The organism is Rothia sp. HMSC073B08 (assembly GCF_001812975.1).
Lineage (GTDB): Bacteria > Actinomycetota > Actinomycetes > Actinomycetales > Micrococcaceae > Rothia > Rothia mucilaginosa.
Genome location: NZ_KV811050.1, coordinates 84,254 through 109,615 on the forward strand (window position 1 = coordinate 84,254; position 25,362 = coordinate 109,615).

General features: G+C 59.6%; 24 protein-coding genes and 1 other RNA gene. 9 read left to right on the top strand and 16 right to left on the bottom strand.

The genetic code is table 11. The features are described from left to right. Nucleotides 1-145 precede the first annotated feature (145 nt). Nucleotides 146-610, top strand: a complete 465-nt coding sequence (locus HMPREF2884_RS01395) for a Fur family transcriptional regulator (RefSeq protein ID WP_060824573.1) — start codon at nucleotides 146-148, stop codon at nucleotides 608-610. A gap of 265 nt (nucleotides 611-875) precedes the next feature. Here HMPREF2884_RS01395 and HMPREF2884_RS01400 read toward each other — a convergent pair whose 3' ends face one another. The 6 genes from HMPREF2884_RS01400 to HMPREF2884_RS09210 form a co-directional block, all read right to left on the bottom strand. Next, nucleotides 876-1,796, bottom strand: coding sequence for a metal ABC transporter permease (locus HMPREF2884_RS01400; protein WP_060824572.1), 921 nt, complete (start codon nucleotides 1,794-1,796; stop codon nucleotides 876-878). After that, the gene (locus tag HMPREF2884_RS01405; RefSeq protein WP_049327709.1) at nucleotides 1,793-2,692 is read right to left on the bottom strand and encodes a metal ABC transporter ATP-binding protein; all 900 of its coding nucleotides are present in this window, start codon (nucleotides 2,690-2,692) and stop codon (nucleotides 1,793-1,795) included. Before HMPREF2884_RS01405 ends, HMPREF2884_RS01400 begins: the two co-directional genes overlap by 4 nt. After that, nucleotides 2,693-3,700 carry a metal ABC transporter solute-binding protein, Zn/Mn family gene (locus HMPREF2884_RS01410; protein ID WP_070614971.1) on the bottom strand — a complete coding sequence of 336 codons (1,008 nt, stop codon included), beginning with the start codon at nucleotides 3,698-3,700 and terminating at the stop codon, nucleotides 2,693-2,695. A 352-nt stretch (nucleotides 3,701-4,052) separates the two neighbouring features. Beyond that, nucleotides 4,053-5,135, bottom strand: coding sequence for a hemolysin family protein (locus HMPREF2884_RS01415; protein WP_070614973.1), 1,083 nt, complete (start codon nucleotides 5,133-5,135; stop codon nucleotides 4,053-4,055). Continuing rightward, nucleotides 5,132-6,466, bottom strand: a complete 1,335-nt coding sequence (locus HMPREF2884_RS01420; protein ID WP_070614975.1) for a hemolysin family protein — start codon at nucleotides 6,464-6,466, stop codon at nucleotides 5,132-5,134. Before HMPREF2884_RS01420 ends, HMPREF2884_RS01415 begins: the two co-directional genes overlap by 4 nt. Then, complete coding sequence (locus HMPREF2884_RS09210; protein WP_141762572.1) at nucleotides 6,457-6,642, bottom strand: hypothetical protein; 186 nt, start codon at nucleotides 6,640-6,642, stop codon at nucleotides 6,457-6,459. The genes HMPREF2884_RS01420 and HMPREF2884_RS09210 overlap by 10 nt, the downstream gene beginning before the upstream one ends. Before the next feature lie 411 nt (nucleotides 6,643-7,053). Here HMPREF2884_RS09210 and HMPREF2884_RS01430 point away from each other — a divergent pair, with 411 nt between their 5' ends. From HMPREF2884_RS01430 to HMPREF2884_RS01465, 8 genes are all read left to right on the top strand, one after another. Next, nucleotides 7,054-10,731: a multifunctional oxoglutarate decarboxylase/oxoglutarate dehydrogenase thiamine pyrophosphate-binding subunit/dihydrolipoyllysine-residue succinyltransferase subunit gene (locus HMPREF2884_RS01430; RefSeq protein WP_070615067.1), complete on the top strand. Its 3,678-nt coding sequence runs from the start codon at nucleotides 7,054-7,056 to the stop codon at nucleotides 10,729-10,731. Nucleotides 10,732-10,951: 220 nt separating this feature from the next. After that, on the top strand, nucleotides 10,952-11,551 hold the full coding sequence (locus HMPREF2884_RS01435; protein WP_005505446.1) for a GDSL-type esterase/lipase family protein: 600 nt from the start codon (nucleotides 10,952-10,954) through the stop codon (nucleotides 11,549-11,551). Nucleotides 11,552-11,782: 231 nt separating this feature from the next. Then, nucleotides 11,783-11,857 carry a 50S ribosomal protein bL37 gene (locus HMPREF2884_RS09490; protein WP_095343185.1) on the top strand — a complete coding sequence of 25 codons (75 nt, stop codon included), beginning with the start codon at nucleotides 11,783-11,785 and terminating at the stop codon, nucleotides 11,855-11,857. 157 nt (nucleotides 11,858-12,014) lie between these two features. Next, a complete protein-coding gene (locus tag HMPREF2884_RS01445; protein WP_070614979.1) occupies nucleotides 12,015-12,755 on the top strand; it encodes a sigma-70 family RNA polymerase sigma factor in 741 nt (246 codons plus the stop codon). An 88-nt stretch (nucleotides 12,756-12,843) separates the two neighbouring features. Beyond that, nucleotides 12,844-13,158: a mycothiol system anti-sigma-R factor gene (gene rsrA / locus HMPREF2884_RS01450; RefSeq protein WP_070614981.1), complete on the top strand. Its 315-nt coding sequence runs from the start codon at nucleotides 12,844-12,846 to the stop codon at nucleotides 13,156-13,158. Between the two features lie 248 nt (nucleotides 13,159-13,406). After that, on the top strand, nucleotides 13,407-14,888 hold the full coding sequence (aroA, locus tag HMPREF2884_RS01455) for a 3-phosphoshikimate 1-carboxyvinyltransferase (RefSeq protein WP_070614983.1): 1,482 nt from the start codon (nucleotides 13,407-13,409) through the stop codon (nucleotides 14,886-14,888). After that, complete coding sequence (gene rsgA, locus HMPREF2884_RS01460) at nucleotides 14,889-16,016, top strand: ribosome small subunit-dependent GTPase A (RefSeq protein ID WP_012903240.1); 1,128 nt, start codon at nucleotides 14,889-14,891, stop codon at nucleotides 16,014-16,016. Nucleotides 16,017-16,098: 82 nt separating this feature from the next. Beyond that, a complete protein-coding gene (locus tag HMPREF2884_RS01465) occupies nucleotides 16,099-17,043 on the top strand; it encodes an inositol monophosphatase family protein (RefSeq protein WP_070614985.1) in 945 nt (314 codons plus the stop codon). Nucleotides 17,044-17,164: 121 nt separating this feature from the next. On the opposite strand, the gene HMPREF2884_RS01470 is transcribed toward HMPREF2884_RS01465, so the two are convergent. The 10 genes from HMPREF2884_RS01470 to HMPREF2884_RS01515 all read right to left on the bottom strand — a co-directional run bounded on the left by HMPREF2884_RS01470 (nucleotide 17,165) and on the right by HMPREF2884_RS01515 (nucleotide 25,356). After that, a complete protein-coding gene (locus HMPREF2884_RS01470) occupies nucleotides 17,165-17,761 on the bottom strand; it encodes a hypothetical protein (protein ID WP_070614994.1) in 597 nt (198 codons plus the stop codon). Between the two features lie 1,513 nt (nucleotides 17,762-19,274). After that, nucleotides 19,275-19,647: a transfer-messenger RNA gene (ssrA, locus tag HMPREF2884_RS01475) on the bottom strand. Between the two features lie 290 nt (nucleotides 19,648-19,937). Beyond that, nucleotides 19,938-20,846 carry a DUF4190 domain-containing protein gene (locus tag HMPREF2884_RS01480; protein WP_070614996.1) on the bottom strand — a complete coding sequence of 303 codons (909 nt, stop codon included), beginning with the start codon at nucleotides 20,844-20,846 and terminating at the stop codon, nucleotides 19,938-19,940. A gap of 238 nt (nucleotides 20,847-21,084) precedes the next feature. Then, on the bottom strand, nucleotides 21,085-21,552 hold the full coding sequence (locus HMPREF2884_RS01485) for a DUF4190 domain-containing protein (protein WP_070614997.1): 468 nt from the start codon (nucleotides 21,550-21,552) through the stop codon (nucleotides 21,085-21,087). Between the two features lie 129 nt (nucleotides 21,553-21,681). Further along, complete coding sequence (gene smpB / locus HMPREF2884_RS01490; protein ID WP_070507550.1) at nucleotides 21,682-22,176, bottom strand: SsrA-binding protein SmpB; 495 nt, start codon at nucleotides 22,174-22,176, stop codon at nucleotides 21,682-21,684. Nucleotides 22,177-22,195: 19 nt separating this feature from the next. Next, nucleotides 22,196-23,323 (bottom strand): peptide chain release factor 2, encoded by a 1,128-nt coding sequence (gene prfB, locus HMPREF2884_RS01495; protein ID WP_070615000.1) that lies wholly within the window; start codon nucleotides 23,321-23,323, stop codon nucleotides 22,196-22,198. Nucleotides 23,324-23,600: 277 nt separating this feature from the next. Continuing rightward, nucleotides 23,601-24,224, bottom strand: coding sequence for a pilus assembly protein TadG-related protein (locus HMPREF2884_RS01500; protein ID WP_083309147.1), 624 nt, complete (start codon nucleotides 24,222-24,224; stop codon nucleotides 23,601-23,603). Then, nucleotides 24,187-24,708 carry a pilus assembly protein TadE gene (locus HMPREF2884_RS01505; protein WP_070615001.1) on the bottom strand — a complete coding sequence of 174 codons (522 nt, stop codon included), beginning with the start codon at nucleotides 24,706-24,708 and terminating at the stop codon, nucleotides 24,187-24,189. Before HMPREF2884_RS01505 ends, HMPREF2884_RS01500 begins: the two co-directional genes overlap by 38 nt. Next, on the bottom strand, nucleotides 24,674-25,129 hold the full coding sequence (locus tag HMPREF2884_RS01510; RefSeq protein WP_070615003.1) for a TadE family protein: 456 nt from the start codon (nucleotides 25,127-25,129) through the stop codon (nucleotides 24,674-24,676). The genes HMPREF2884_RS01505 and HMPREF2884_RS01510 overlap by 35 nt, the downstream gene beginning before the upstream one ends. After that, nucleotides 25,129-25,356, bottom strand: a complete 228-nt coding sequence (locus HMPREF2884_RS01515; protein WP_070615005.1) for a hypothetical protein — start codon at nucleotides 25,354-25,356, stop codon at nucleotides 25,129-25,131. The genes HMPREF2884_RS01510 and HMPREF2884_RS01515 overlap by 1 nt, the downstream gene beginning before the upstream one ends. Nucleotides 25,357-25,362 lie beyond the last annotated feature (6 nt).

Below are 25,362 nucleotides of genomic sequence, written 5' to 3' on the forward strand. Positions count from 1 at the left end.
CCGTTAACCCTCATTCGTGCCTGTTGATGACTTCAATTTTTGAGATAAAGCGCAAATCAACCACCTTTTGAACGCCTCTAGTGTAAAGTCGTAAGACAAGATCGACCACACAATGGGGCGGATTTCCGCCCCGAAAGGTTCAGCAATGGACACTCATATTCCCGTACGGAGAATTACGAAGCCCGCCGAAGCCCGAAATACCCGCCAGCGTCGCATCATCAAGGCGACCATGGAAGAGCTCGGCGATTTCATCTCAGCACAGGATCTGCACCTGACCCTCGCGAACCGCAAGGAACAGGTCTCTCTCGCAACCACCTACCGTGTGCTGCAGTCGCTGGCTAACGCCGGTGAGCTCGACTCGGTCAAGGGCGTTGAGGGTGAGACCCTGTACCGCCACTGCCAGGTAAAGGACCATCACCACCACCTGCTCTGCCGCCGATGCGGCACCGCCATTGAGCTGGAAGCACCCGCTCTTGAGGACTGGGCACTGGCTATGGGTAAGCAGCACGGCTTCTCGGAGCTGGAGCACGTGGTTGAAGTGACCGGTTACTGCCCGGACTGCACTTTGGCACGTCGCGAGGAAGAATCGCAGGGCGGCACTGCACGCTAACGTTGCAGGCTAAGCCGCAACCTCTAAGCCCCTCATTCTGAGGAGCTCTCCCCCACCGGGGAATCCCTTCTGCTCGAAGGATACGGCGCCTTCAAAAATCTTCGACGCCACTACAGCACGACACACAGGGCATCTGGACAGGGCAACACAACGCCACACAGGTTGAGCCCGCATTGCGCACCGGGTACATGACCCGTAGCGCTAACACAGCACGACAACGAAAGAGCCCCACCTCATTCCCGAGGTGGGGCTCTTTCTACAGGTCTTATGCCTTCTCAGCCAGCTGGCGGCCCGACGCGCTATGGCGGCGCTTCACGCCACCAATCACACGGCACACCACGTAAATCAGGAAGGAAATGCTGGTCACGTAGGGGCTAATCGGCAGCGAACCGGCAAGAGCCAGCAGAATACCGCCCACAATAGACGCCTCCGCAAACAGCACCGACAGAATCAGGGTGCGTACCGGAGATGCCGTTACCTGCATCGCCGCAGCCGCCGGAGTAATCAGCAGCGCCAGCACCAGCAGCGAACCGACCACCTGCACCGACAGCGCCACAGCAATACCCAGAATCACCATGAACACAAGGGACAGGAAGCGCATCGGCACGCCCTTAGCGCGGGCGACCTCCGGGTCCAGGGAGGAGAAGCTCAGCGGACGCCATACCATCACCAGCAGGGAAATAATAACCACCGCACCAATAATCATGGTGTGCAGCTGGTCGGCATCCACGGACACAATCTGACCGGTCAGCAGACCAAACTTATTCGCGCTACGGCCCTGGTACAGGGAGAGGAAGAGAATACCCAAGCCCAGGCCGAACGGCATGAGCGCACCAATGACCGAGTTCGAGTTGCTCGCCTTAGAGCCCAGAAAGGCAATCAGCAGAGCCGAGGCAATCGAACCGACCATAGAGCCGGTCACCACGTCATAGCCGAGCAACAGGGCAAGGGCGGCACCCGCGAAAGACATTTCAGAGACGCCGTGCACCGCAAAGGCATGGTCGCGCATCATCACAAAAATACCGACGAAACCACCGATAAGGCCCAGCACAGCGCCAGCAAAAATGGAGTTCTGTAGCATCTGCAACAGCTCGCCGTAGCGGTCAAAAACGAAGATACGGGAGAGCAAATCATTCTGCGCGGCGGCAACCGGAGCCAGAGCGGGGAAGGAAGCAAGAATGGTCATCGAGTGGTTCCTCCCGGAATGTGTAGGGTGCGCTGCGGTTCAGAAAGACCAGACTTCAGGTGGGAGCCGTGAATGTTCTGGTCGGTGCCCTCAATATGGCAGTGGTCGCTGGCGTGAGTCTCACCCACCACCACGTAACGGCCATTAGACTTGAGAACGCTCACCGGGGTTCCGTACAGGGAGGTGAGAGTCTCACTGGTCATGACCTCTTCCACCGACCCGACCGTGAAACGGCCGTTCGCCAGGTAGAGCACGCGATCCACATGCTCAATGATGGGGTTGATTTCGTGGGTCACGAACACCACCGCCACGCCGCGTTCACGGTTGAACCGGTGAATCAGCTCAGCCACCGCGTACTGGTGGTTGAGGTCCAGGGAGAGTAGCGCCTCATCAGCCAGCAGAATCTTCGGGTCGTTCGCAAGCGCCTGGGCGATACGCAGGCGCTGCTGCTCACCGCCGGAGAGCAGACCCACCGGCACGTTCGCGTACTCGGTCGCACCGACGGCTTCGAGGAGCTCGTCAACCTTGGCGCGGTATTTGCGGCCGTGCAGGCGGATGCCCCAGCGGTGCCCGTCCACGCCAAGTCCCACGAGGTCGCGGGCGCGCATCGGGGTGGAGGTGGGGATGGACTTCTGCTGCGGTACGTAGCCGACGCCGGCGTTGCCCAGGCGTGCGGGTTTGCCGAGCACGGAGATTTCGCCGGCGTTGAGTCCGGTCAAGCCGAGAACGACTTTGAGGAAGGTGGACTTGCCGGAGCCGTTGGGTCCGAGCACGGCGAAGTATTCGCCTGCGCCGATGTCGAGGGTTAGATCTTTCCAGAGGGTGCGGGCCCCGAAAGCGAGGCTACCCCCGCGAATGGAAATCGCGGGGGCGGCACCGTTATTGTTGTCAGTCACTTAGGAGAGCGCCTTTTCGAGGTTGCTGACGTTGGTCTTCATCCATGCCAGGTAGTTGGTGTTTTTCGGCAGGGTTTCGGTGAAGGATACGTAGTTCACCGAGGCGTCCTTAGCTGCCTGCAGTACCTCGTTGGTCTGGGAGGTGGAGGTCTGCTCGTTGTAGGCGAGCAGCTGGACCTTCTTCTCGGTGACCATGTCCTTGGTTTCCTTCAGGACGAGGGCGGGGACGTCGTTGCCGGCTTCTGCCGCCTCAGCGAATTCGCTGGGGGTTGCGTTCTCTGCGCCGGTGGAGGAAATCAGGTAGTCCGGCACGGGCTCGGTGGACAGGTACTTCTTGCCTTCACCGGCGATTGCTTTGGCGGTGGTGTCCAGTGCGTCCAGTTCCTTGGAGAAGGTGGATGCGTTGGTGCGGAACGCCTCAGCGTGTGCGGAGTCGAGGCCTGCGAGCTCTTCAGCGATCTTCTGGGCGACCTTCTTCATGGTTTCGAAGTCGTACCAGAGGTGCTCGTTGAACTCGTGTGCGTGGGCGTGGTCGCCGCCGTCTTCGTGGTGTTCGCCGCCGCGGTGGTCCTCGACCAGGTGGGTGTATTCGGCGTCGGTGAGCTTGCCGCTGACCTTGACCGCGTTCACGATCTTCTGGGAGGCGTTGTCCTTGCCTGCGAGGTCTTCGAGGAACAGGTCGTAGCCTGCGCCGTTGATGACGATCAGGGATGCGTCCTTTGCCTTGAGGCGGTCGGCGCTGGTGGCTTCGTAGGAGTGAGGGTCGGTGCTGGTGGAGGCGATGAGCGCGGTGACCTCAATGTAGTCGCCGCCAACCTGCTTGGCGATGTCTGCGTAGACGTCGGTGGAGGCGACGACCTTCACCTTGCCCTTGTTGGAGCCAGCCGAGGAGGACGAACCGGAGGAGGGGCTGTTCTCGGTTGCGCAGCCTGCCAGCAGCAGGGAGGACGCTGCGAGTGAGCCCATTGCGGTGAGGAAGTGCTTGCGGGTAATCTTCGGGTGCGACATGAGAGCTCTCTTTCGGTTCGTTCTAGTCTGTAGGTTCCTTAACTACATCATGCGCACACCCGTATAAACAACTCTTTATTGGTGTCATTTGGGTGCTGTTAGGCAACCCTTTTCCCTGTTAGTAGCTTATGCAACAGGGATAGTTAGCTCAGCCTACTGCGCTCCCCCACCGCTACTTTATACTGCCGCTTCATCCCGCCGTCTGAGAGTGCCCCTTGGGTGCATCCGTAAGCCGTTTTTGACCGCAAAACAGCCCGCCCCGCGCCCTCCGTGACGAGGGCACCGGGCGGGCTGTGTGTTCAAGATTTCCCTGTTTTATTCGGGATATCTCACGATGCGGCTACTGGGCTTATTACTGGGCTTCGCGCGCCTGCTGTCGGCGTACACGCTCACGCACCGCGTCCTGGGTGGTGTCGTTGATTTCGCCGACAAGCTCCTCCAGCACGTCTTCGAGGAAGACCACGCCGAGGGTTACGCCCTGCTCATCCATAACCTGCGCGATATGGGTTCGGCTGCGCTGCATGGAGGCGAGCGCATCGTCAATATCGGTGGTCGGTGTGAGCGTGTCCAGGGAACGTAGCTTGTACCAGGGGAAGGGCTCGTCGAACCGCTCGGGGGCGATGGCGAGGGCGTCCTTCACGTGCAGGTAACCCATGTAGGTTCCGTCGCTGTCGGTAATGACGAAGCGGGAGTATCCGCTACGTGCCACGGCACGTTCCAGTTCGGCGGGGGTGCTGCCGAAGGGCAGGGTGACGAGCTTATCGCCGGGCACCATGATTTCGTAGACGTCCTTCTCGGTGAATTCGAGGGCGCTTTCAATCACGCCGGCGTCGTCTTCCACGGTGCCTTCCGCGGTTGAGGTTGCCACGATGGTCTGTAGCTCCCCCAGGGTGAAGGTGGATGCGACTTCGTCCTTTCCTTCGACCTTCATGAGCGCCAGCAGCTTATTGGACAGGTTGTTCAGCAGGGCGACCACGGGGGCGAAAATCTTGGAGAAGGTCACCAGGGTCGGCACAATCCAGAGAGCCACACCGCGGGCAGCGAGGGTCACGGCGGCGTTCTTGGGAACCATCTCGCCGAAGATCACGTGCAGGTAGGTGACCAGAATCAGGGTGATACCGAAGGCGATTACGTCCACGATCGCGTGGGGCAGGCCGACCAGGTGCAGGGGCACCTCCAGCATGTGGTGCAGTGCCGGCTCTGAGACGTTCAGAATCAGCAGCGAGCAGATGGTGATACCCAGCTGGCAGGTGGCGAGCATGAGCGAGACGTTCTCTAGCGCGTAGATAACGGTCTGCGCTCGCTTATTGCCTTCTTCGGCGAGCGGTTCGATTTGTGCTCGTCGAGTGGACATGATGGCAAATTCACCGGCGACGAAGAAGGCGTTTCCGGCGAGCAGAATGACGAGCAGTGCGATGGCTACCCAGTCGTTCATGCGTTGCCTCCCTTCTCGGTCTGTTCCTGTGCGCTAGGTGCGGGGGTGAATCGGATGCGGTCCACGCGGCGGCCTTCGAGGGTGTCGACGCGCAGGGTGCCGCCGGGTACGGGTACGCTGTCGCCTACTTCGGGGATGCGGCCGAGCCGTTCCATCATGAAGCCGCCGACGGTTTCGTATTCGGGGCTTTCCTCAACCTCGAGTTCGGGGATGAGGGTGTTGATTTCATCGGGGCGGCGCAGGCCGGAGAACACCCAGTCGCCGTTGCCGTAGCGTAGGGGGCGTTCGGTGCGGCCGCGGTCGTGTTCGTCGGAGACTTCGCCGACGATTTCTTCAACGAGGTCTTCGAGGGTTGCGATGCCGGCGGTTCCGCCGTATTCGTCGAGGACCACGGCGAGCTGCAGGGCACCCTGGCGTAGCTGGGTGAGTAGCGCGTCCAGGTGCAGAGTTTCGGGGACCTGCAGCACGTCTTCTGCGAGGGCTCCGGCTTCGAGGGTTTCACGTACCTCCGGGGGAACACCGACCGCCTTCTTCACGTGCACGACGCCCACGATGTTGTCGTGGTCGCCCTTGTAGAGCGGGAATCGGGAGTGGCCGGTGGAGCGCGCCAGTTCAATGACCTCGGTGACGGGGGCGGTGTCTTCGAGCATGGCGACCTGGCCGCGCGGGGTCATTACTTCGGAGGCGGTCAGCTCGGAGAAGCGCAGGGTGCGGTCCACGAAGCGTGCCGCGTCGGAGTCGAGGGTGCCTTCTTCTGCGGAGCGACGAACCATGGAGGAGAGCTCTTCGGGGGTGCGTGCCGCGGAGAGTTCTTCCTTGGCTTCCATGCCGAAGCGTCCGAGGATCCAGTTTGCGGAGCCGTTCATGATGCGCACGAGCGGGGACATGACGCGGGTGAAGGCGAGCTGCGCGGGGGCGACTCGACGCGCCACATCGTAGGGTTCGGCGATGGCGAGGCCCTTGGGCAGCAGTTCGCCGACGACCATGGAGAGCAGGGTTGCGATGAGCATCGCCAGCACCAGGGTGAGTACGTCGGTCACACTGGTGGGCAGACCCAGGCTACTGATGGCGCCGGTGGTGAGCGCCTTGATGGCGGCGTCGAGGGTGTAACCGGTCAGCAGCGTGGTGATGGTGATGCCGATCTGGCAGCTGGACAGCTGAGTGGAGAGGGTTTTGAGGCAGCGCAGGACGGCGTCGGCTGATTTATCGCCGGAGTCCTTTGCCTGCTGCACGGTGGCGGTTTCGAGTGCCACGAGTGAGAACTCTACGGCAACGAAGAAGCCCGTGCCCAGGATGAGGAGCAGGCCGATGAGTAAGAGAATCAGATCCACTCAGCCACCGCCTCCATCGGCTGGTGTGCGGCGCCTTGGGCTTGGCGGGGTAGCCCCGCAGTCAGGCTGTCCAGATGCTGAGCATCGGAGGTGGTGTTTTTGGGTGTTACAGTGCCGTGTTGTGCAGAGTACGCGGGCAGTATCCTGCGCTGGCTAGTAGTCAGAGTCTTACTCAAAGGGTCATCCATACCCCATATTTTAGCGAAGGTTTCGTCTCTTCCCGGTGCTGTAGAGTGCCTGCTCACAAGTGCAAGACAGTACTTGTTGCGCACGCGGCTCATTGCTAATCCGTAAGAGTGAAAAATTGCATTGCGGATATAGCGCGATGAGCTGGAAAGTTCACCGTGCTTCTCTTTACACTTATACATAGGAGCATGAGTGTGCCGCCATGCAAGCGGATGAACCCCGACGTTCACGGCACGCTAGGCAGGTTTGTACGGTGCACACCCCGCACATACGGCCATCATCTTAGGCGATGCGCACATGCTCAGCGTGATGATTCGCCCCTCGAAGACGCGGGTCGTCTATGCCGGGGAGAGTCCCGGACGCGACGGATAAATTCACACTAATTGGAAGAGGCGTTTAACGTGCCAAATCTGCCAGAACATCTGGTGCCTGAGGAATTTGCCGGTAACGAATGGTTCGTTGAAGAACAGTACGAGCGTTACCAGAAGGACAAGAACCTCGTGGACCCTTCATGGTGGCCCATTTTTGAGACCATCGACAAGGCGCTGGGAGGCGCCGGTACCGCTAGTGCAGCTCCTGCTGTGGCACCCGCCGCACCGGCTGCACCTGCCGCACCTGTAGCAACTCCCGCCCCCGCGGCACCGAAGCCTGCGGCTGCGCCTGCTAACCCCACCCCTCCCGCTGCTACCAAGAAGGCTGAACCTGTGGAACCTGCTGAAGACAAGATTGTCCCCCTCCGCGGCCCTGCTAAGGCAGTCGTCACGACCATGGAAGAGTCGCTGACTGTCCCCACCGCAACCACCGTTCGTGCGGTCCCCGCAAAGCTGCTCATTGAGAACCGTGCTGCCATCAACAAGTACCTGGCAAGCACCCGCGGCGGCAAGGTCTCCTTCACCCACCTGATTGGTTACGCAGTAATTCGCGCTGTGGCAGCGATGCCTTCGATGAACGTGACCTACGGTGTGGATGAGAAGGGCAAGCCCGTTGCGATCCACAACGCGCACGTGAACTTTGGTCTGGCTATTGACCTGCCCCGCCCCGATGGTTCCCGTAACCTGGTCGTTCCGAACCTCAAGGGTGCTGAGAAGCTGAGCTTCCGCGAGTTCTGGGATGCATACAACGACATCGTTAAGCGTGGCCGTAACGGCGCGCTGACCATTGAGGACTTCCGCGGCACCACTGTTTCGCTGACCAACCCCGGTGGTATTGGTACCGTCCACTCGGTGCCCCGTCTCTCCAAGGGCCAGGCAGCCATCATCGGTGTGGGTGCGCTGGAGTACCCGGCTGAGTTCCGCGGCCTGTCCGAGAAGCTCATCACCCAGCAGGGCCTGTCCAAGATCATCACCCTGACCAGCACCTACGACCACCGCGTCATTCAGGGTGCAGGTTCCGGTGAGTTCCTGAAGCTGGTTGAGCACTACCTGCTCGGCGGCGACGACTTCTACGACGCAATCTTCCGCGACCTGAAGGTTCCCTTCGAGCCGGTTCGTTGGGCACGCGACAACCACGTCGATGACGCTCAGGAAATTTCCAAGGTTGCACGTATCCAGCAGCTCATTCACGCTTACCGCGTGCACGGCCACCTGACCGCAGCAACCAACCCCGTTGGTTACAAGATGCGTTCGCACCCGGACCTGAAGCTGGAGAACTACGGCCTGACCCTGTGGGATCTGGACCGCGTCTACCCGACCGGTGGCTTCGGCGGTTCCGAGCGTCTGCCGCTGCGCACCATCCTGGAGCGCCTGCACGAGGCATACTCCGGTTCCCTGTCCGTTGAGTACATGTACTCTGAGGACCCCGAGGTTCGCGCATGGTTCCAGGAGCGCCTGGAGCGCGGTGTTGCTAAGCCCACCCGCGAGGAGCAGCTGCGTGTTCTCTCCAAGCTGGTTGAGGCTGAGGCATTCGAGAACTTCCTGCAGACCAAGTACCTGGGTCAGAAGCGTTTCTCCCTGGAAGGCGGCGAGTCCCTGATTCCGCTGCTGGACGCTGTTCTGGACAAGGCCGCTAACAACGACCTGAAGGGCGTTGCCATTGGTATGGCACACCGCGGTCGCCTGAACGTGCTGACCAACATTGCTGGTAAGTCCTACGCTCAGATTTTCCGTGAGTTCTCCGGCACCGCAGCACCTTACGAGGGTGGCTCCGGTGACGTGAAGTACCACCTCGGTACCGAGGGTGTCTTCACCTCCGATTCCGGTAAGCAGACCCAGGTTTACGTGGCTGCTAACCCCTCGCACCTTGAGGCTGCAAACACCGTGCTCGAGGGTATCGTCCGCGCTAAGCAGGACGTCTACCGCGAGCAGGGCGTTGAGGGCCACCCGGTCCTGCCGATCCTGATTCACGGTGACGCAGCGTTCGCTGGCCAGGGTATCGTCATGGAGACCCTGCAGATGGCTGACCTGAAGGCGTACACCACCGGCGGCACCGTGCACGTTGTGGTGAACAACCAGATTGGCTTCACCACCCTGCCGAACGACGGCCGCACCGCAACCCACGCTACCGACATTGCGCGTATGACTAAGGCTCCGGTCTTCCACGTCAACGCTGATGACCCGGACGCAGTGGTTCGCGCCGCACGCCTGGCATTCGAGTACCGTGAGCGCTTCGGTCGCGACGTTGTCATTGACCTGATTTGCTACCGCCGCCGCGGTCACAACGAGGCTGACGATCCGTCGATGACCCAGCCGAAGATGTACCAGGATATTGACGTCCTGCCCTCGACCCGCACCCTGTATGCACAGGACCTGGTCGGTCGCGGCGATGTCTCTCAGGAAGAGGCAGACGAAGTTCTGGACTCCTACCACTCGAAGCTGGACGCTATCTTCGTCGAGACTCAGTCTTCGGCACCGGCTCCTGCTGGCGCGCACGTTTCCGGTCTGGAACTGCCCGCATCCCAGCAGAACACCGAGGTCGTTCACGGCGGTAAGACTGCAATTTCCCGTGAGACTCTGCAGCACATCGCTGATGCGTTCGGTAAGGAGCCCGAGGGCTTCACCGTCCACAAGAAGCTGAAGAAGCTCATGGAGCAGCGCGTTGAGATGGGCCGCACCGGCAACGTGAACTGGGGTATGGGTGAACTGCTCGCCTTCGGTTCGCTGCTGATGGAGGGCACCGACGTTCGTATGAGCGGTCAGGATGTTCAGCGCGGTACCTTCGTTCAGCGTCACGCTGTTCTGCACGACCACATCACTGATGAAGAGTGGTCGCCGCTGGAGCACCTCTCTGAGGACCAGGGCAAGTTCCGTATCTACAACTCCTTCCTCTCTGAGTACGGCGTTCTCGGCTTCGAGTACGGCTACTCGGTGGAGCGCCCCGACTCGCTCGTGGTGTGGGAGGCTCAGTTCGGTGACTTCGCAAACGGCGCTCAGACCATCATTGATGAGTTCGTGTCTTCCTCCGAGCAGAAGTGGGGCCAGCGCTCCTCGCTGGTTATGCTGCTTCCTCACGGCTACGAGGGTCAGGGTCCTGACCACTCCTCGGCTCGTGTTGAGCGTTACCTGCAGCTGTGCGCTGAGAACAACATGACTGTTGCCTGCCCCTCGACTCCGGCTTCGCACTTCCACCTGCTGCGTCGCCACTCTCAGCACCGTCCGTACAAGCCGCTCGTGGTGATCAGCCCCAAGCAGCTGCTGCGTCTGAAGGCTGCTGCGTCCTCCATCGAGGACTTCACCGAGGGTTCGTTCCAGCCGGTGATTGGTGACCGTTCGGGTATTAACCCGGCTCAGGTTGAGCGTGTGGTCTTCGTATCCGGTCGTCTCTACTACGATCTGGAAGCTGAGCGCGAGCGCCGCGGCGACACCAAGACCGCTATTGTCTCGGTGGAGCAGCTGTACCCGCTGCCCGAGCAGGAGATCAAGGAGCAGCTGGCTCTGTACTCGAACGCTACCGACGTTGTGTGGGCTCAGGACGAGCCTGCTAACCAGGGTCAGTGGCCGTTCATGGCTCTCAACCTGCAGCCGCTGATTGACCGCCGTATGCGCCTGGCTTCCCGCTCCGCAGCTGCTTCCCCGGCTGCTGGTACCGGTAAGCTGCACGCAGCTGAGGCTGAGGCTCTGCTCAAGCAGGTCTTCGAAGGCTAAGGTCTTCTACTGCTAAACCGCTAAGGTTTTAGCTCTTCAAAACCCGTCTTCCCGTCAGATGTTTCTGGCGGGCAGACGGGTTTTTTAGTCTCGGATGCTTACCGGATAGGGTATTAAGTTCGAAAAGAGGCCGGTAAGCGCTTATCCTAGATATGAAGACTATTACTCACGTGCCTTGCCGCCTCTCACGGCGGGCGCATACTGCAGAAGAAAGAATTCCGTGGAGCAACGCAATATTCGAATTGTGGCAGTCGGCGATGACCTGCTCGCCGGTGTTGGCGATCCCCGTACCCTCGGCTGGTTTGGCCGTGTTATGGCGCGCACCCCGCAGACCACCGCATCCATTGCGGCATATAACCTTGCCGCCCCCAATGAAGGTAGCGAGCAGCTGAATGCACGCTGGTTCGAGGAGGCGCGTCGCCGCTTCGTTCCCGGTGCTGATAACCGCCTCATTATTGCTCCGTCGACCTTTGACATTGATTTGGGTCTGACCAGCGCTCGTTCGCGTTTGAACCTGGCGAACATTGTGGACATGGCGTCGCAGAACAACATTAAGGTTCTGGTTGTTGGTCCGCCGCCGACCCTGGACGCTGAGCGTAACCGCCGTATCGCTGACCTGTCGGCGGCGTACGCGGATGTGGTGACCCGCCGTAACCACGTGTACGTGGATACCTTCAACCCGCTGCTTCACCACGAGCAGTGGCGCAACGACCTTGCCGCTAATGACGGCCGCCCGGGTCAGTCCGGTTACGGTCTGATGGCGTGGCTGGTTCTGCACCGAGGCTGGTACAACTGGCTGAACATTCCTGAGCACGGCTAAGAGCCTGCTCCCCCGGCTGGGGTTGTGAGTTGAGGCGAAGAAAGTTCGTGTTTTTTAGCTCATATCCCGGTTCCAAGATGCAATCATGCCGTTTCTATGAAAAAATAGACGGCGTTGCCCTTATAGCGTGGGCCACCGTTTTTCGGTGACCGCCTCTGCTAGGGCAGGTAATAGGGAGCGCGCACCGCCGAAGGTGGGGCGTGCATCCATGAACACTATAAGGAGGCTCTGATGAGCAAGCGCGGTCGTAAGCGCAAGGACCGTCGTAAGGGCGGCGCAAACCACGGTAAGCGCCCCAACGCATAAGGTATCTTGCATACACTTTAAAACCCCGGCGTTTCGGATATTATTCGGACCCGGGGTTTTGCTTTACCCGCAGATGTTTGTGCGCGTTCTGCGGAATAAAGAGAAGAATTCTACGTTATGGAAGTGAACGCCTGGCGCGTTCCTGTAGAGGAGAAACATGGCTGAAACCAACACCGCGGCGGATACCCGCGAGCTACGCGAACGCTTTACCGCGGACGCTATGCAGTATGTGGATCAGCTCTACGCTGCTGCCCTGCGGATGAGCCGCAACTCTGCCGATGCTGAAGACTTGGTGCAGGAAACCTACATGAAGGCTTTTGCTTCGTACCACCAGTTCACCGAGGGTACGAACCTGAAGGCGTGGCTGTACCGCATCCTGACGAATACGTACATCAATTTGTACCGTAAGCGTCAGCGTGAGCCGAAGCAGTCTCAGGGTGAGACGGTGGAGGATTGGCAGCTGGCTCAGGCCGGTGAGCATGATGCGGTGGGTCTGCGTTCTGCCGAGGCGGAGGCGCTGAGTGCCCTGCCGAATACGGAGGTTCGTGAGGCTCTGAACGAGCTCTCTGAGGATTTCCGCATGGTGGTGTACTACTCCGATGTGGAGGGGTTCGCGTACAAGGATATTGCGGAGATTCTGGATATTCCGCTGGGCACGGTGATGTCTCGTCTGCATCGTGGCCGCCGTATTCTGCGTGAGAAGCTGCTTGATTATGCGCGTGAGAACGGTCTGCGCCCTTCGACTATCGCGAAGGTAGAAGCGAAGGCTGAGGCGAAAATTGCGGCGAAGGCGAGCGCTAAGGCGCAGCCAACAAAGGCAACCAGGGGCACTAAGGCAGCCAAGGGCGTAAAGTCCCCGCCGGCGGGCTCTGGCTCCGAGGCACCTGCGGCTTCTTAGCTTCGCTCTTCTATACGTGAGCTGGACCCGATGCGGTCGAGGTAGCTCTCCCCTAACGCTTTATACCTTCCGTGTGAAAGGAACCCCGATGTCAAGCACAGACAAGAATTCTTCTGCCCCCGAAGCCACCGCGGCTTCCGAGCCTCTAGAGGATTGCGGCGGTCAGCCCTGCTCTGCGACCCTCAAGCACCTCTACGAATTCCTCGATAGGGAGCTGAGCCCCGAGCAGCTGCGCACGATTCAGGAGCATCTGAATGCCTGCCCCGAGTGCGCGGATGTGAAGGACTTTGAACTGATGGTGCGTGAGAAGATGCGTTCTTCGTGTGCGCAGCAGGCACCCGAGCAGTTGAAGGCTCGCCTGTTGCAGGATGTGCAGAAGTTCTGCGCCGAGGCGAATCTCTAAGTAACGCGAACTCATAATGCTCCTGTACGTATGAAGGCGGTGCACCAATGACGGTGTGCCGCCTTCGCGTTTTCTTGGGTGCAGTTTGTTTGCAGGATCCGCTGTGTGGTTCCGGGTTCTTTCGCCTATCTCACCGCTAGAGCGCTCGGAGGTTCGCAAACCCTCAACCGGTAGAATAGGGGTAGACATCAACCGGCGCAGCGCACCACAGCCTGCGCCTCCCCATGATTCGACCTAGAAGAGGATGTATGAGCGACGCAGCAGTGCAGCTTTCCCCCGGTGATTGGCCCGCTCCCCTGGCACCCGCCTCCAGCGAAGCCGCTGGCAAGAACGCGCTGGTGCATATTCCGGGTTCTAAGTCGCTCACGAACCGCTATCTGTTGCTTGCCGCTCTGGCTAATTCGCCGTCGTATTTGCGTGCGCCGCTACATTCGCGCGATTCGGCGCTGATGATTGAGGCGCTGCGTCAGCTGGGTGCGGGTATTGAGCTGGTGCCGACCGATTCGCCGTTCGGTCCGGATGTGAAGGTCATTCCCCTCGACTTTACGCAGGCACAGCCGCATGCTGTGTCGATTGAGTGCGGTCTTGCCGGTACCGTGATGCGCTTTGTGCCCGCCCTGGCGGCGCTGCTGCCGGGCGAGTTCGCTTTTGACGGTGACCCACACGCCCGTCAGCGTCCGATGGGTCCGGTTCTGGAGGGTCTGCGTCAGCTGGGCGTACAGGTGGATTGTGAGCAGGGCGAGAATGCTCTGCCCTTCGTGCTGCGCTCCCCCGGTCTGGCTTCCGCTGAGGGTGTTTCTGAGGCGCCCGTGGTTCGTATTGATGCTTCGACGTCTTCCCAGTTCGTTTCGGCTCTGCTGCTGATGGCGCCTCGTCTGCCGCAGGGCATGGTGCTGGTGCACGAGGGCTCTTCGGTGCCGTCCATCCCGCACATTCAGATGACCGTTGAGGCGCTGCGCCAGATGGGTATCCGGGTGCAGGAACACTACCCAACCCAAGGCAACGAAGCAGAGGGCAGCGAGTACCGCTGGACGGTTCACCCCGGTTCCTTCCCCGGCTTTGAAATGACCATTGAGCCGGACCTGTCGAATGCCGGCCCGTTCCTTGCCGCCGCGGTGGTGACCGGCGAGTCTGTAACTATTCCTCACTGGCCCGCCCCCGCAGCTGATTCTTCGCCGGGCACGACCCAGGTGGGCGACATGTGGCGTGAGCTTCTGCCCGCGCTGGGCGCGCAGGTTCGCTACGCTGAGGGTCGTCTGACCGTGACCGGTCCCCGTGAGCTTCCCGAGGGTGATTTCTCCTTTGATCTGTCTGCCGGTGGCGAGCTGGCGCCGACCATGGCAGCTGCCTGCGCCTTCGTGAAGGGTCGCGTTGAGCTGACCGGTATTGCGCATCTGCGCGGTCATGAGACGGACCGCCTCGCCGCGCTTGCCGCCGAGATTAACCGTCTGGGAGGTGCCGCCCACGACACCGCCGATTCGCTGGTGATTGAGGCGCCCATCCCCGCTGATACTGAGGCTGCGCAGGTTCTGGCGCGCACCTACGACGATCACCGCATGGCGACCTTCGCGGCGATTATTGGTCTGCGCCGCGGCAATGTGGTGGTGCAGAACGTTGCCACCGTCGCGAAGACCATGCCCGAATTTACGGCAATGTGGGAGGACATGCTGGCGCAGTGGCAGGCCGGCGCCTCCACCGCTGATGCTACCGCTGACCAGGAGGTCTTCTAAATGGGTTCTTCCCGCATGAACGTGCGCGATTTCTCTGAATGGGATGAGTCGGATGTGCGCGTGCGCCCCAATAAGAAGGGCTCCCGCCCCCGCACGAAGGACCGCCCGACCTTCAAAGAAGCGATTCGTGGCAGGGTCATTACGGTGGACCGCGGCCGCTGGTCGGTCGTCGTGGATGAGGGTACCGAGAAGGAGCGTACCCTCATTGCGGCGCGCGCTAAGGAGCTGCGCCGCACCGCGATTGTGACCGGCGACTTTGTGGACCTGGTGGGTGACACCTCCGGCGCGAAGGATACGCTGGCGCGCATTGTGCGTCTGGGCGAGCGCACCTCGATTCTGCGCCGTAGCGCCGATGACACCGACCCGTCGGAGCGCGTGGTCGTGGCGAATGCTCAGCAGCTGGTGATTGTGGTTGCTGCGGCGAACCCGGAGCCGCGCACCGGCTTCATTGACCGTGCCGTGGTGGCGGCGTTTGATGCCGGGATTGAGCCGATCCTGTGCATTACCAAGACCGATGTGCGGTACCCGCAGAACCTGCTGGATTACTATGCGGCGAGCGGTTTGAAGATTGTGCTGTCTTCGTCTTCGGATGGTTTGGCGCCGAGCCAGGAGGGCGCTGCCGGTTTGGAGTCGGCACCGGTTCAGGAGCTTCTGCAGGAGCTGCTGGGTCAGGTGTCGGTGCTTCTGGGCCACTCGGGTGTGGGCAAGTCGACCCTGGTGAATGCGCTGACCGGCTCCGAGCGTGCGACCGGTCATGTGAACGCGGTGACGGGCCGTGGCCGCCATACTTCCTCGTCGGCGTTGGCGTTGCGTCCGGTGAATGCGAACGGCGACCCGATGGAGCCGGGCACCTGGATTATTGATACTCCGGGTATTCGTTCTTTCGGTCTGGCGCATGTGCCGCCGGAGACCGTTGTGGAGGCGTTCGTGGATCTGGCACCCGGCGCGGCGGACTGCCCGAAGGCGTGTACTCACGCGGCGCAGGCTCCCGAGTGCGGTCTGGAGGCGTACGTTGCCGCCGGTCACGCCGGTGAGAGCGGTCCCGCCCGTCTGGAGTCGTTGCGTAAGCTGCTGCTGTTGACTCCTGAAGAGGGCGATTCGGAGAAGGAACTGGGCGCTCTCGTCTAGGGTTCTCTGCAGGGTGCTCTGCCCCCCTCCCTCACACACATTTTTGCTGACTACATCACCGATACTGAAGAAGAGCATTACTATGAGCCGTCCCCAGCAGTACACCGACGATTTGCGTCTTGCGCATATCCTTGCCGATAGCGTCGATCGTGTGAGCGCTATGCGTTTTCGTGACCGCCCGGTCTTCTCCCCCACATCCGAGGCACTAGAGCCCGCGGAGGCGGCACCCGCCGCGGCACCGTTGGCGCCGTGGCAGCAGGCTACTCAGCAGCCGGCAGAACCGCAGGAAACGCCGGTGCAGGAGCCTGCCGATTACGCCTCGGGTGTGGCTCAGGAGGTTGAGGAGCTTCTGCGCGCGCAGCTGTCGCGTGTGCGTACTCGTGACGGTATTACCGGTGAGCATGCCGGCTATAACGGTCAGGCGTCGCGCCAGTGGGTGATTGCGCCGATTGCTGAGCTGGATAATTTTCGCCGCGGCGTGCCGGTGTGGGCGACTCTGATTGCTCTGCTGGATCAAGGCGAGCCGGTAGTGGGTGTGGTGTCTGCGCCCGCGCTGGGTCGTCGGTGGTGGGCTGCTCGCGGTTCGGGCGCGTACACGGGTAAGTCCTTGGCGCAGGCTACTCGTCTTGAGGTGTCTTCGCTGACTCAGCTGGATCAGCTGTCTGCCGCGTACACCGACCTCGCCTCCTGGAAGGCTGCCTCTGAAGGCGCTGTGGACCGCTCTGGCGAGCTTGTACAGCTTCTGGGTTTAGTGGGTCGTTCCCGCGCGTACGGCTCGTTCTGGGCGGCGTGTATGCTCGCTGAGGGTGCCGTGGATACCCTCGTGGATCCGTCCCTGTCGTTCTACGAGGTGGCGGCGCTACTGCCGCTGATCCGTGAGGCTGGCGGCGTCGCCTCCACCTTGGAGGGCGATTTGCCCGAGCACGCGGGCGTTTCGGTCTCCGGCGTGCAGCCGGTGTCCCTGGTGGCAAGTAATACGGCGGCAGTTCAGCAGCAGGTGCTGGAGGCGCTCGCGCCCCGTTCCTAGACTGTCTCCGCCCCTAGCCCCTCCCCCGGTCGCGGTAGCAATATAGCGAGGCGGCGGCTTTCCGGTAAGTGGAAAGCCGCCGCCTCGCTATGTATCGCTATGAGAGCAAGCGTTGTCAGTTTTAGGACAGCATGGTGAGGGTGCCGAGCAGACCCAGCAGGCTCAGACCCGAGATGATGTACGCCAGAATGTTGAAGGTCGTCATCTTCGAGGTGTACTTGGTGGTGTGACCGGCGTTCACCTTCGCCGAGTAGATGGCAAGCCAGATAGACACGCCGACCGGGATCAGGCCCACGAGCAGCAGAGCAATCACCATGATGTTGGGGCTCAGACCGGAGCTATACGCAGAGGAGCTATAGCCGCGGGAGTTGAGCGTTGCTTCAGAGTGGAGTGCCGCTACCTGAACCCACGCGTAGAGGGTCAGCGCCAGGGCGCCCAGGGAAGCGCCGAACGCGCCGATGGAGTAGAAGTAGCCGGGGCCGCGGAAATCACCGGTGGTCTCGCCGTAGGGGCGGCGGTGCTCAGCCGGCACCCGGTAGATGTCCGGGATGCGCTGGTAGCTGTCGTCGCGGTCGCGCACGTTAGCGGGTGCCACGCCCAGGGCGGGTGCGGGTGCTGCGCCGAGGGGAGCGCCGGGTGCTACGCCAGCAGGTACCGGCTGCGGGGAGTTTGCGTTGTTCTGCTCCGGGAAGGAGGGGGCGGGAATCTGGTTTTCCATGGTGTGTCCTTGAGTGGTCGTCATAGCGGGTATGTAGCTACCGCGTCGTAGCGGTGGCGTCCCTATGACCGGCTATTCTGTGGCTCGTTTGGTGGCTCTGTGGTTGCTCTCGAATGTTGCCGGTGAGATTGAATGAACAATCAACGCCGAACAACGATATTTACCCTTCGATACTACGCCATAGGGTGCGTTTTCGTCTTCTCTGATGACGTTCTCATTACAATGCGGTCACCTGAGCACCCTCGGACACGCCGGTACACCCCAAAACAGACCGACAATACAGACAAAATACCCGGCAGGTGACGCCGTGGGGCGTCCTGCCGGGTGGTAGAAACCTACCGCGGTTCTTCCTCTGGATTGGAACCGATAATCACCGCCGCACCCCATACGGGATAGCGGAAGGCTGGGAGATCGTGGAGATGCGGGGAACGCGGTGTTCGTCAAAGACCAGGTGTTCTGTGGTGCTGATGGAGCAGGTGTTTTAAGACCAAACCAAGATAAAAGACTCATATATTACCTTTATATACAGCAAGATGTGGCAGCAGTTTTAAAACTGCTACCACATCTCGTTGACCACTTAGAAACTTCTAAGCGATGTTTTACACACTAGGTCCTTTAGGGGGTCCCTTAGGGAACTTTGAATCACTCTCAAGCGTCCTTCTGGCTGCAAAAGTGACCAAAAGACCTCCTAAAATTGCACTTAGAATTGATACTGGATTAAAGAACTCCCCGTCTCTGGCAAATGAGATAATCACCCAGAACACCGGAACAATAGTGAGAAAAAATCCTAGTGTAAATATATTCTTCGTACGCATTGGACCTCTCCCAGGTTAAAGAGTGAGAGTGCAGGACACTGCTGCAACAGCTAGCGCAGCGGCAATTACTGCCGGACCTCCAAGGGCTTTTCCAAAACCACCAACAAATGCTGGCCCTAAAGCTCTTGCAATCGTGGAAGCAGCTAGCCCCCAATTCCAAGCAGAAATTGCGGTTGTGGTTGCATTCCCACGTCACATAGTGACGTATCTTACGTTGCTACTCAGCAGTCTATCAGAGAGTCTCGCCAGACGTAACACGCAAATTTACATTACATGAAAAATATGCCTCTTCTGTCATACACACTCTCAGTGGTGGGTCCACTGCCGCATCTAATCGCGCGTTCGAGGCCCATGATGGTGGCCACCACGCCGTCGATCTTCTCGATGGATTTTTATTTGTCGGGTTTGATGTTCCTGGCAGGGTCAGTGCGGATGAAGATGTTGCCCATCTAAACCTTTCGACGCCAGCCCATACTTTTTGACGTTAGCCCAAAACTTTTGACGCCCAACCCACGAGCACGCCAGCACACCCCAGAACAGACCGGCAATACAGGACCGACCAATTGGGCATAAAAATACCCGGCAGGTGACGCCGTAAGGCGTCCTGCCGGGTGGTAGAAACCTACCGCGGTTCTTCCTCTGGATTGGAACCGATAATCACCGCCGCACCCCATACGGGATAGCGGACGGTTGGGAGATCGTGGAGATGCGGGGAATCGAACCCCGGTCCGATGTGGCGTCAACGGGGCTTCTCCGTGCGCAGTTTATGCGAACGCTACTTTTCGGCTCCGGTACTTGCATAAACACATATACCGACGAACCTAGTCACGTAAAAGTCCCGCTAACCCCCGCAACAAGGGCTAGCAGCAGTGGCCTTTTAAGTCGATGCCGGTAACTGAGCCAAAGGCATGCTCAGGCCGACAGACGGCAACTCGCGCTTAGGCAGCGAGTGCGAAGTCAGTGCGCTTAGATTCTGCACTTAATTTTTTGCAGAGGGCGTTAACGAGATAACCCTGCATCCTCGGCACGCTTCACCCATCTCAACTCACATCGTCGAAACCGATCATCCCCCTATGCTTTTATCAAAAAGCCCACCGTCTTCTGAAAGTTTTCCTCGACATACCTTGACGCCGCGGTGCCATTCAAACACGGTAGAGATTCAGTATATCTAAGATGTTTAACGGCGTGCAAGTCCCCCACCCCACACACACCCGGATCAACGGTGGGCGCAGAAAATCGGTGCAGAAAATCACGGGCACAGCAAACGGGGTGAGGCGCCCCAGAAAATCTGGGAGCCTCACCCCGTTCGCGTACCGCACTGGGTAGCCAAAATTAGGCAGTCAAAATTAGGCGGTCAAACCTTAGCGGTGAGCCGGAACAGTCATGCGGTTGTTCGGGTTGTCACCAATCTGGCAGACCACGTTACCGTGGCCGTCATCGGTACCAACCTCAAGGCATTTCTCAGCGGTCTGGAAGAAAGAAATGTATACGAAAAGCATGCAAATCGAAATCAGGACAGACACCGCACCGGTGATAATACCGGTCAGTGCGAATGCCTTACCCGCGCCAACTTCCTTAGTCTTCTTCAGGGACAGCGCACCCAGAATAATCGCAGCAATACCCAGCAACGCACCAAACACGAGGAAACCGGTCAGAACAGCCGCAATACCGAGGATCATTGCCGCCAGCGCCATGCCGGGAGCCTTCTTCGTCACGGGAGCCGCATACGGGTAACCCGCGGGCTGACCGTAACCGTAAGCGTCCTGCTGGGGCTGCTGCTGGTAAGAGTTCTGCTGGTAGTTGTAGTCAGCGGGCTGAGCCTGGTACGAGGCTTCCTGGCCGTAACCGTACTGGTTCTGCTGAGCGGGCTGCGTCTGGTAGGATGCGTCCTGACCGTAGCCGTACTGCTGCTGACCGTAGGTGTTCTGAGCCGAAGCACCCTGGGCTGAGGTACCCTGAGCAACGTTCTGGCCGTAAGCATTCTGCGAAGAGGGCTGCGCACCAAACTGGCCGTACTGGCTCTGCTGAGCCGAAGACTGCTGAGCCGAAGACTGCTGAGCCGAAGACTGCTGGCCCGAGTTCTGCTGCGCCTGGCCGTAGCTGTTCTGAGCGGATGCGCTCTGACCGTAGTCCTGGCCGTAAGTGTTCTGACCCGAAGGAGCCTGGCCGTAATCCTGACCGTACGAGCCCTGGGCGGAAGAATTAGGCTGCTGAGCAGCGTAGGGGTTCTGTGCGTTCCCCTGGTTGTTTCCGTAGTTATTCTCAGACATCCGTCGTTCTTTCCTTCACAGTTGCAGCGAACAATTTATACTCGCCCAACGCACCGTTGCGCGCTGAGTTCGGTTCCATTATATAAATAAGCCGTCATTTGGGTCATCTGTGAAGTTCAAGATTTCAGATTCAGCGCCCAGAATCCACCAATCGGGCAGAATCAGCGCAGAAAAAGAGCAAGGGACCGAATAGTTCAACACTATTCGGTCCCTCAACGCTTCAAAGACTCAACGCGATTTAACGGCGGTACACCTTGTACTCATCGGGGCTCATCGTCATGGTTTTACCCTCGATGGTGCACACGTAGTTGCCGTTCGAATCCTGCACGGCCTGCTCAGCGCAGTCGCCGAGCATGCCAAGGCCAATCATGCCCAGAACCAGCACGACAACAGCAACAATCATGCCCAGCGCACCGGTGACAATGCCACCAATCGCCATGCCCTTACCGGAAGCGGTACCGTTCTTCACCTTCACCAGCGCAACAATACCCAGCACGATACCCGCCAGGCCAAGAGAAAGTCCACTAAAGATAAAAATACCGGTCAGAACACCCAAAATACCGCAGACCAAGGAGGCGATAGCCAGCCCCGAGCCCGGTTTCGGCTGGTAGCCGGGGTAGCCGCCCTGCATGTTGTATGCGGGTGCCTGCTGCGGTGCGGGAATGAACTCGCCCGGGTTCTGCTGGTAGTTCGGGTTCTCAGACATATGTCTCCTCAAAGAATGAATGGTGCTCGCGGTACGCCACGAATTTTTAACCATTATACGTGAGGAACCGCGCCCCGCCCCTACCGGCAAGTTCCTGGAGCAGCCGTGCATCCCGCCGTTGCCTCAGCCCTAGCCGAGGTTGCGGTAACGCATCGCGCGGCGCGCCTCCAGGTCATCCTGACGCTCACGCAAAGCCTGACGCTTATCGTACTCACGCTTACCGGTCGCCAAAGCAATCTCAACCTTCACACGACCATTCGAGAAGTACATCTTCAACGGAACCACCGTGTAACCGGTCTCCTTCAGCTTCTGCGCCAACTTATTAATCTCAGAACGATGCAGCAGCAGCTTACGGCGACGACGAGCCGCATGGTTCGTCCACGTACCGTAACCATACTCCGCAATATGAATACCCTCGAGCCACAACTCGTTATCGGTCACCTGGCAGAAACCATCCACAATGGACGCCCCACCATCACGCAGAGACTTCACCTCAGTACCCAGCAGAACAATACCCGCCTCATAGGTATCCACAATGTTGTAGTTGTGGCGAGCCTTCTTATTCTGGGCAATAATCGCGTTATTCGGATCCTTCTTCGCGTCTTTCTTCTTTTTCTGAGCCATCACTCAATCCTTATACGTCTTAGCTCTCTTCAGCCGCGCGCCCCGAAGCACGCCAGCGAATACCAGCATCAATAAAGGCGTTCAAACCGCCATCCAAAACATTAGAGGTATTACCCTCCTCATAGCCAGTACGCAGATCCTTCACCATCTGGTACGGATGCAGAACATAGGAGCGCATCTGATCGCCCCAGCTTGCCTTAATATCACCGGCAAGCTCCTTCTTCTTCGCGTCCTCCTGCTCCTTACGCAACAGCAACAGGCGAGACTGCAGCACACGCAAAGCCGCCGCACGGTTCTGCAACTGCGACTTCTCATTCTGCATCGACACCACAATACCGGTCGGCAAGTGAGTCATACGCACCGCCGAATCCGTCGTATTCACCGACTGACCACCCGGGCCCGAGGAGCGGAACACATCCACCTTAATCTCAGACTCGGGAATCTCAATAGCATCCGTCTGCTCAATCAGAGGAATTACCTCAACCGCCGCGAACGAGGTCTGGCGGCGGCCCTGATTATCGAACGGCGAAATACGCACCAGGCGGTGAGTACCCGCCTCCACCGACAGGCGACCAAAAGCGTACGGCGCGTTCACCTCGAAGGTCACCGACTTCAGGCCCGCTTCCTCAGCGTAGGAGGTGTCCAGAACCTTCGTCGGGTAGCCGTTCTTCTCCGCCCAACGCAGGTACATGCGCAGCAGCATCTCCGCGAAATCAGCAGCATCCACGCCGCCGGCGCCCGAACGGATCGTCACCACAGCCTCACGCTGATCGTACTCACCCGAGAGCAGCACCAGCACCTCAAGCTCTTCCAGCTTGGCGCGGATCTCACCGCACTCACGCTCAGCATCAGCGAGTAGCTCGGCGGCAGTCTCCGCATCCTCCGCTTCGGCAAGCTCCACCATCACCTCAACATCATCAATGCGAGAAGACAGCGAACGCAGACGATTCAGCTCCGACTGCTTATACGACAGTGCGCTCGTCACCTTCTGCGCATTCTCCACGTCATCCCACAAATCGGGTGCGGCAGCCTGCGCAGACAGGTCTTCAATGGCGCGCTCAATCCCCTCAATATCGCTCACAGCAGCAATAGAGGTGAAAATCGCGCGAAGCTCTTTAATCTCAGCAGAAAAGTCGAAGGATGCCATAGCTTTTAACACTATCGCGAAACTGCCAGAAAGTCCCGCCGTTACAGCCCGCAACAGCCCACAGCGCAGAAGGATAAGGCAGGCAGAGGGCAGAAGCCACGCAATGAAGACCTAAAAAGGGCATAAAACGAGGGCGCATCCGCTAGCCGTTACACTACCTTGCGGATGCACCCTCGCAGTCTAAGGGGGCTCACAACACACCAATAAGCGAGTGCGCCGATATGCCCGTGCTGATAAGCCCGTGCGCCGATAAGCCCGTGCACCGTTGATGGACGCACTAATCGGTGGACGGGCCCTGGCTCGTCTTCAAACGCGACGAACCATGAGCGGTTACCTCAATACCATCAGGCACCAGAATCGACAGCAGCGGCGGACGAATACGAGCCGACAGGTACACGTGCACACTGTGATCAGAATCCACGGACACGTTCTCCAGACGCAACGCCTGAAAATCCTGCCCCGGCTGAACCTCAGCCAGGTACGCGCTCGCATACTCCCACGCCGCCGAACCACTCGCTTCATCAGGAGTGCGCATCGTGCGGGTAATCGAGTTCGCCTGAGCGTCCGCCACATCCTGCAGATGCTGAGTTTGCAGATACGCGCCCGTAATCGCCACTGTCACCGAACCGATGAGCAGAAGCAACGCCAGCATGCCCACAATCAGCGGGGCAATGCTGCCCTCTTCCGGGTCTGAGGCGACCGGGTCAGCGGCGAGGCGGTCTGAGGCGATCGGGTCAGCGGCGAGCGCCCGGCTCTGCGCACGGGCACGAACCTGTAGACGGGCACGACGGCATGCGTTAGCGTAGCGCTCCCGCACCGAGGAAAGCAGGCGAGCCGGCGATAACAGGTGAGCGGGCGAACCATTAGGAATCAGCATGACCAGACCCCCAACTCGTCGCATGAGAACTCACCGGAATCACGCCGCCACCCATAAACGAAGGCAGAAGCGGCAGACGCGCCTGAACCGTCACCGTGGCGTACGCCTTCGTACCCGAGACGCACTCCCCCGACGCACAGCTCAACGACACGCTCACATCGGAAGGCTCAACCCCGTAATCAGCGGCAGCATGCGCCGCCAGACGCTGAGCCAAATCCGGGCCCACCGACGAGTCCTGCGGCTGCTCCTGCACATACAGCACCACCTGGGCGCTCGCCGCATGAGCCGCCATCACCGAAGACTGCAAGCTAAAAATCGTCAGAATACCGTAGAGTACCGGGATGAGCAGAGTAATACCCAAGCCCAGGAACTCCACAATGGCGCTACCCTCTTCAGAGTCGTGTTGCTCAGAAAGAGGCCGACCAGAGCGGCTCTTCAGGCGTTCCTTCACACGCCGCCGAAGCGAAAAGCCACTAATCACCGGAACGATGCTCCGCATAAATCGCATGCCCCTTCACCTCAATAGAATCCGGAAAACCCCACGGGCCCAGCACCGGCAAAGGAGACTTCACCGTCACCTCCAAAGTGCGCACACCCGTAGAATCACTACTCTGACGGTACGAAATATTCTCAGCATATGAAGACGGAAGAACCCCCTCAATCATCTGACGGGTACGCTCCATGCCCTCCTGCGGAGTGCGGTCACGCATCGTACCGTAACGTGCCCCAGCCGCCGCCGCATCCACCAACATGGTTCGTGTATACAGGGCGAAAGAAACCTGCAGAATCGCCATGGTCAGCAACACCAACAGCGCACCGACCATGACGAATTCCGCGCTGGCGTCACCGCGCTCGCTCTCCTCCACAGAATGTTCCGCAGAGGATAGCTCAGCGGCAGTCAGCTCAGAAGCGATGCGGGGCTTACGCATTACTGGTGAACCAGAGCAATCGCGTCGTTGAACATCTTGGTCAGAGCAGGCTGAGCAATCGCCAAGATAGCGGCAACCAGCACGGCGCTCATCATGGTGATCATGACCCAGCCGGGCACGTCGCCGCGCTCGGGGTCATCCTGCTTGTTCTTCAGGCGCAGAGCCAGCAAAGATGCGATAGCCAGGGCGATCAGCACGGTGAGGGTGGTGCGGAAACGACGGAACATAATTTT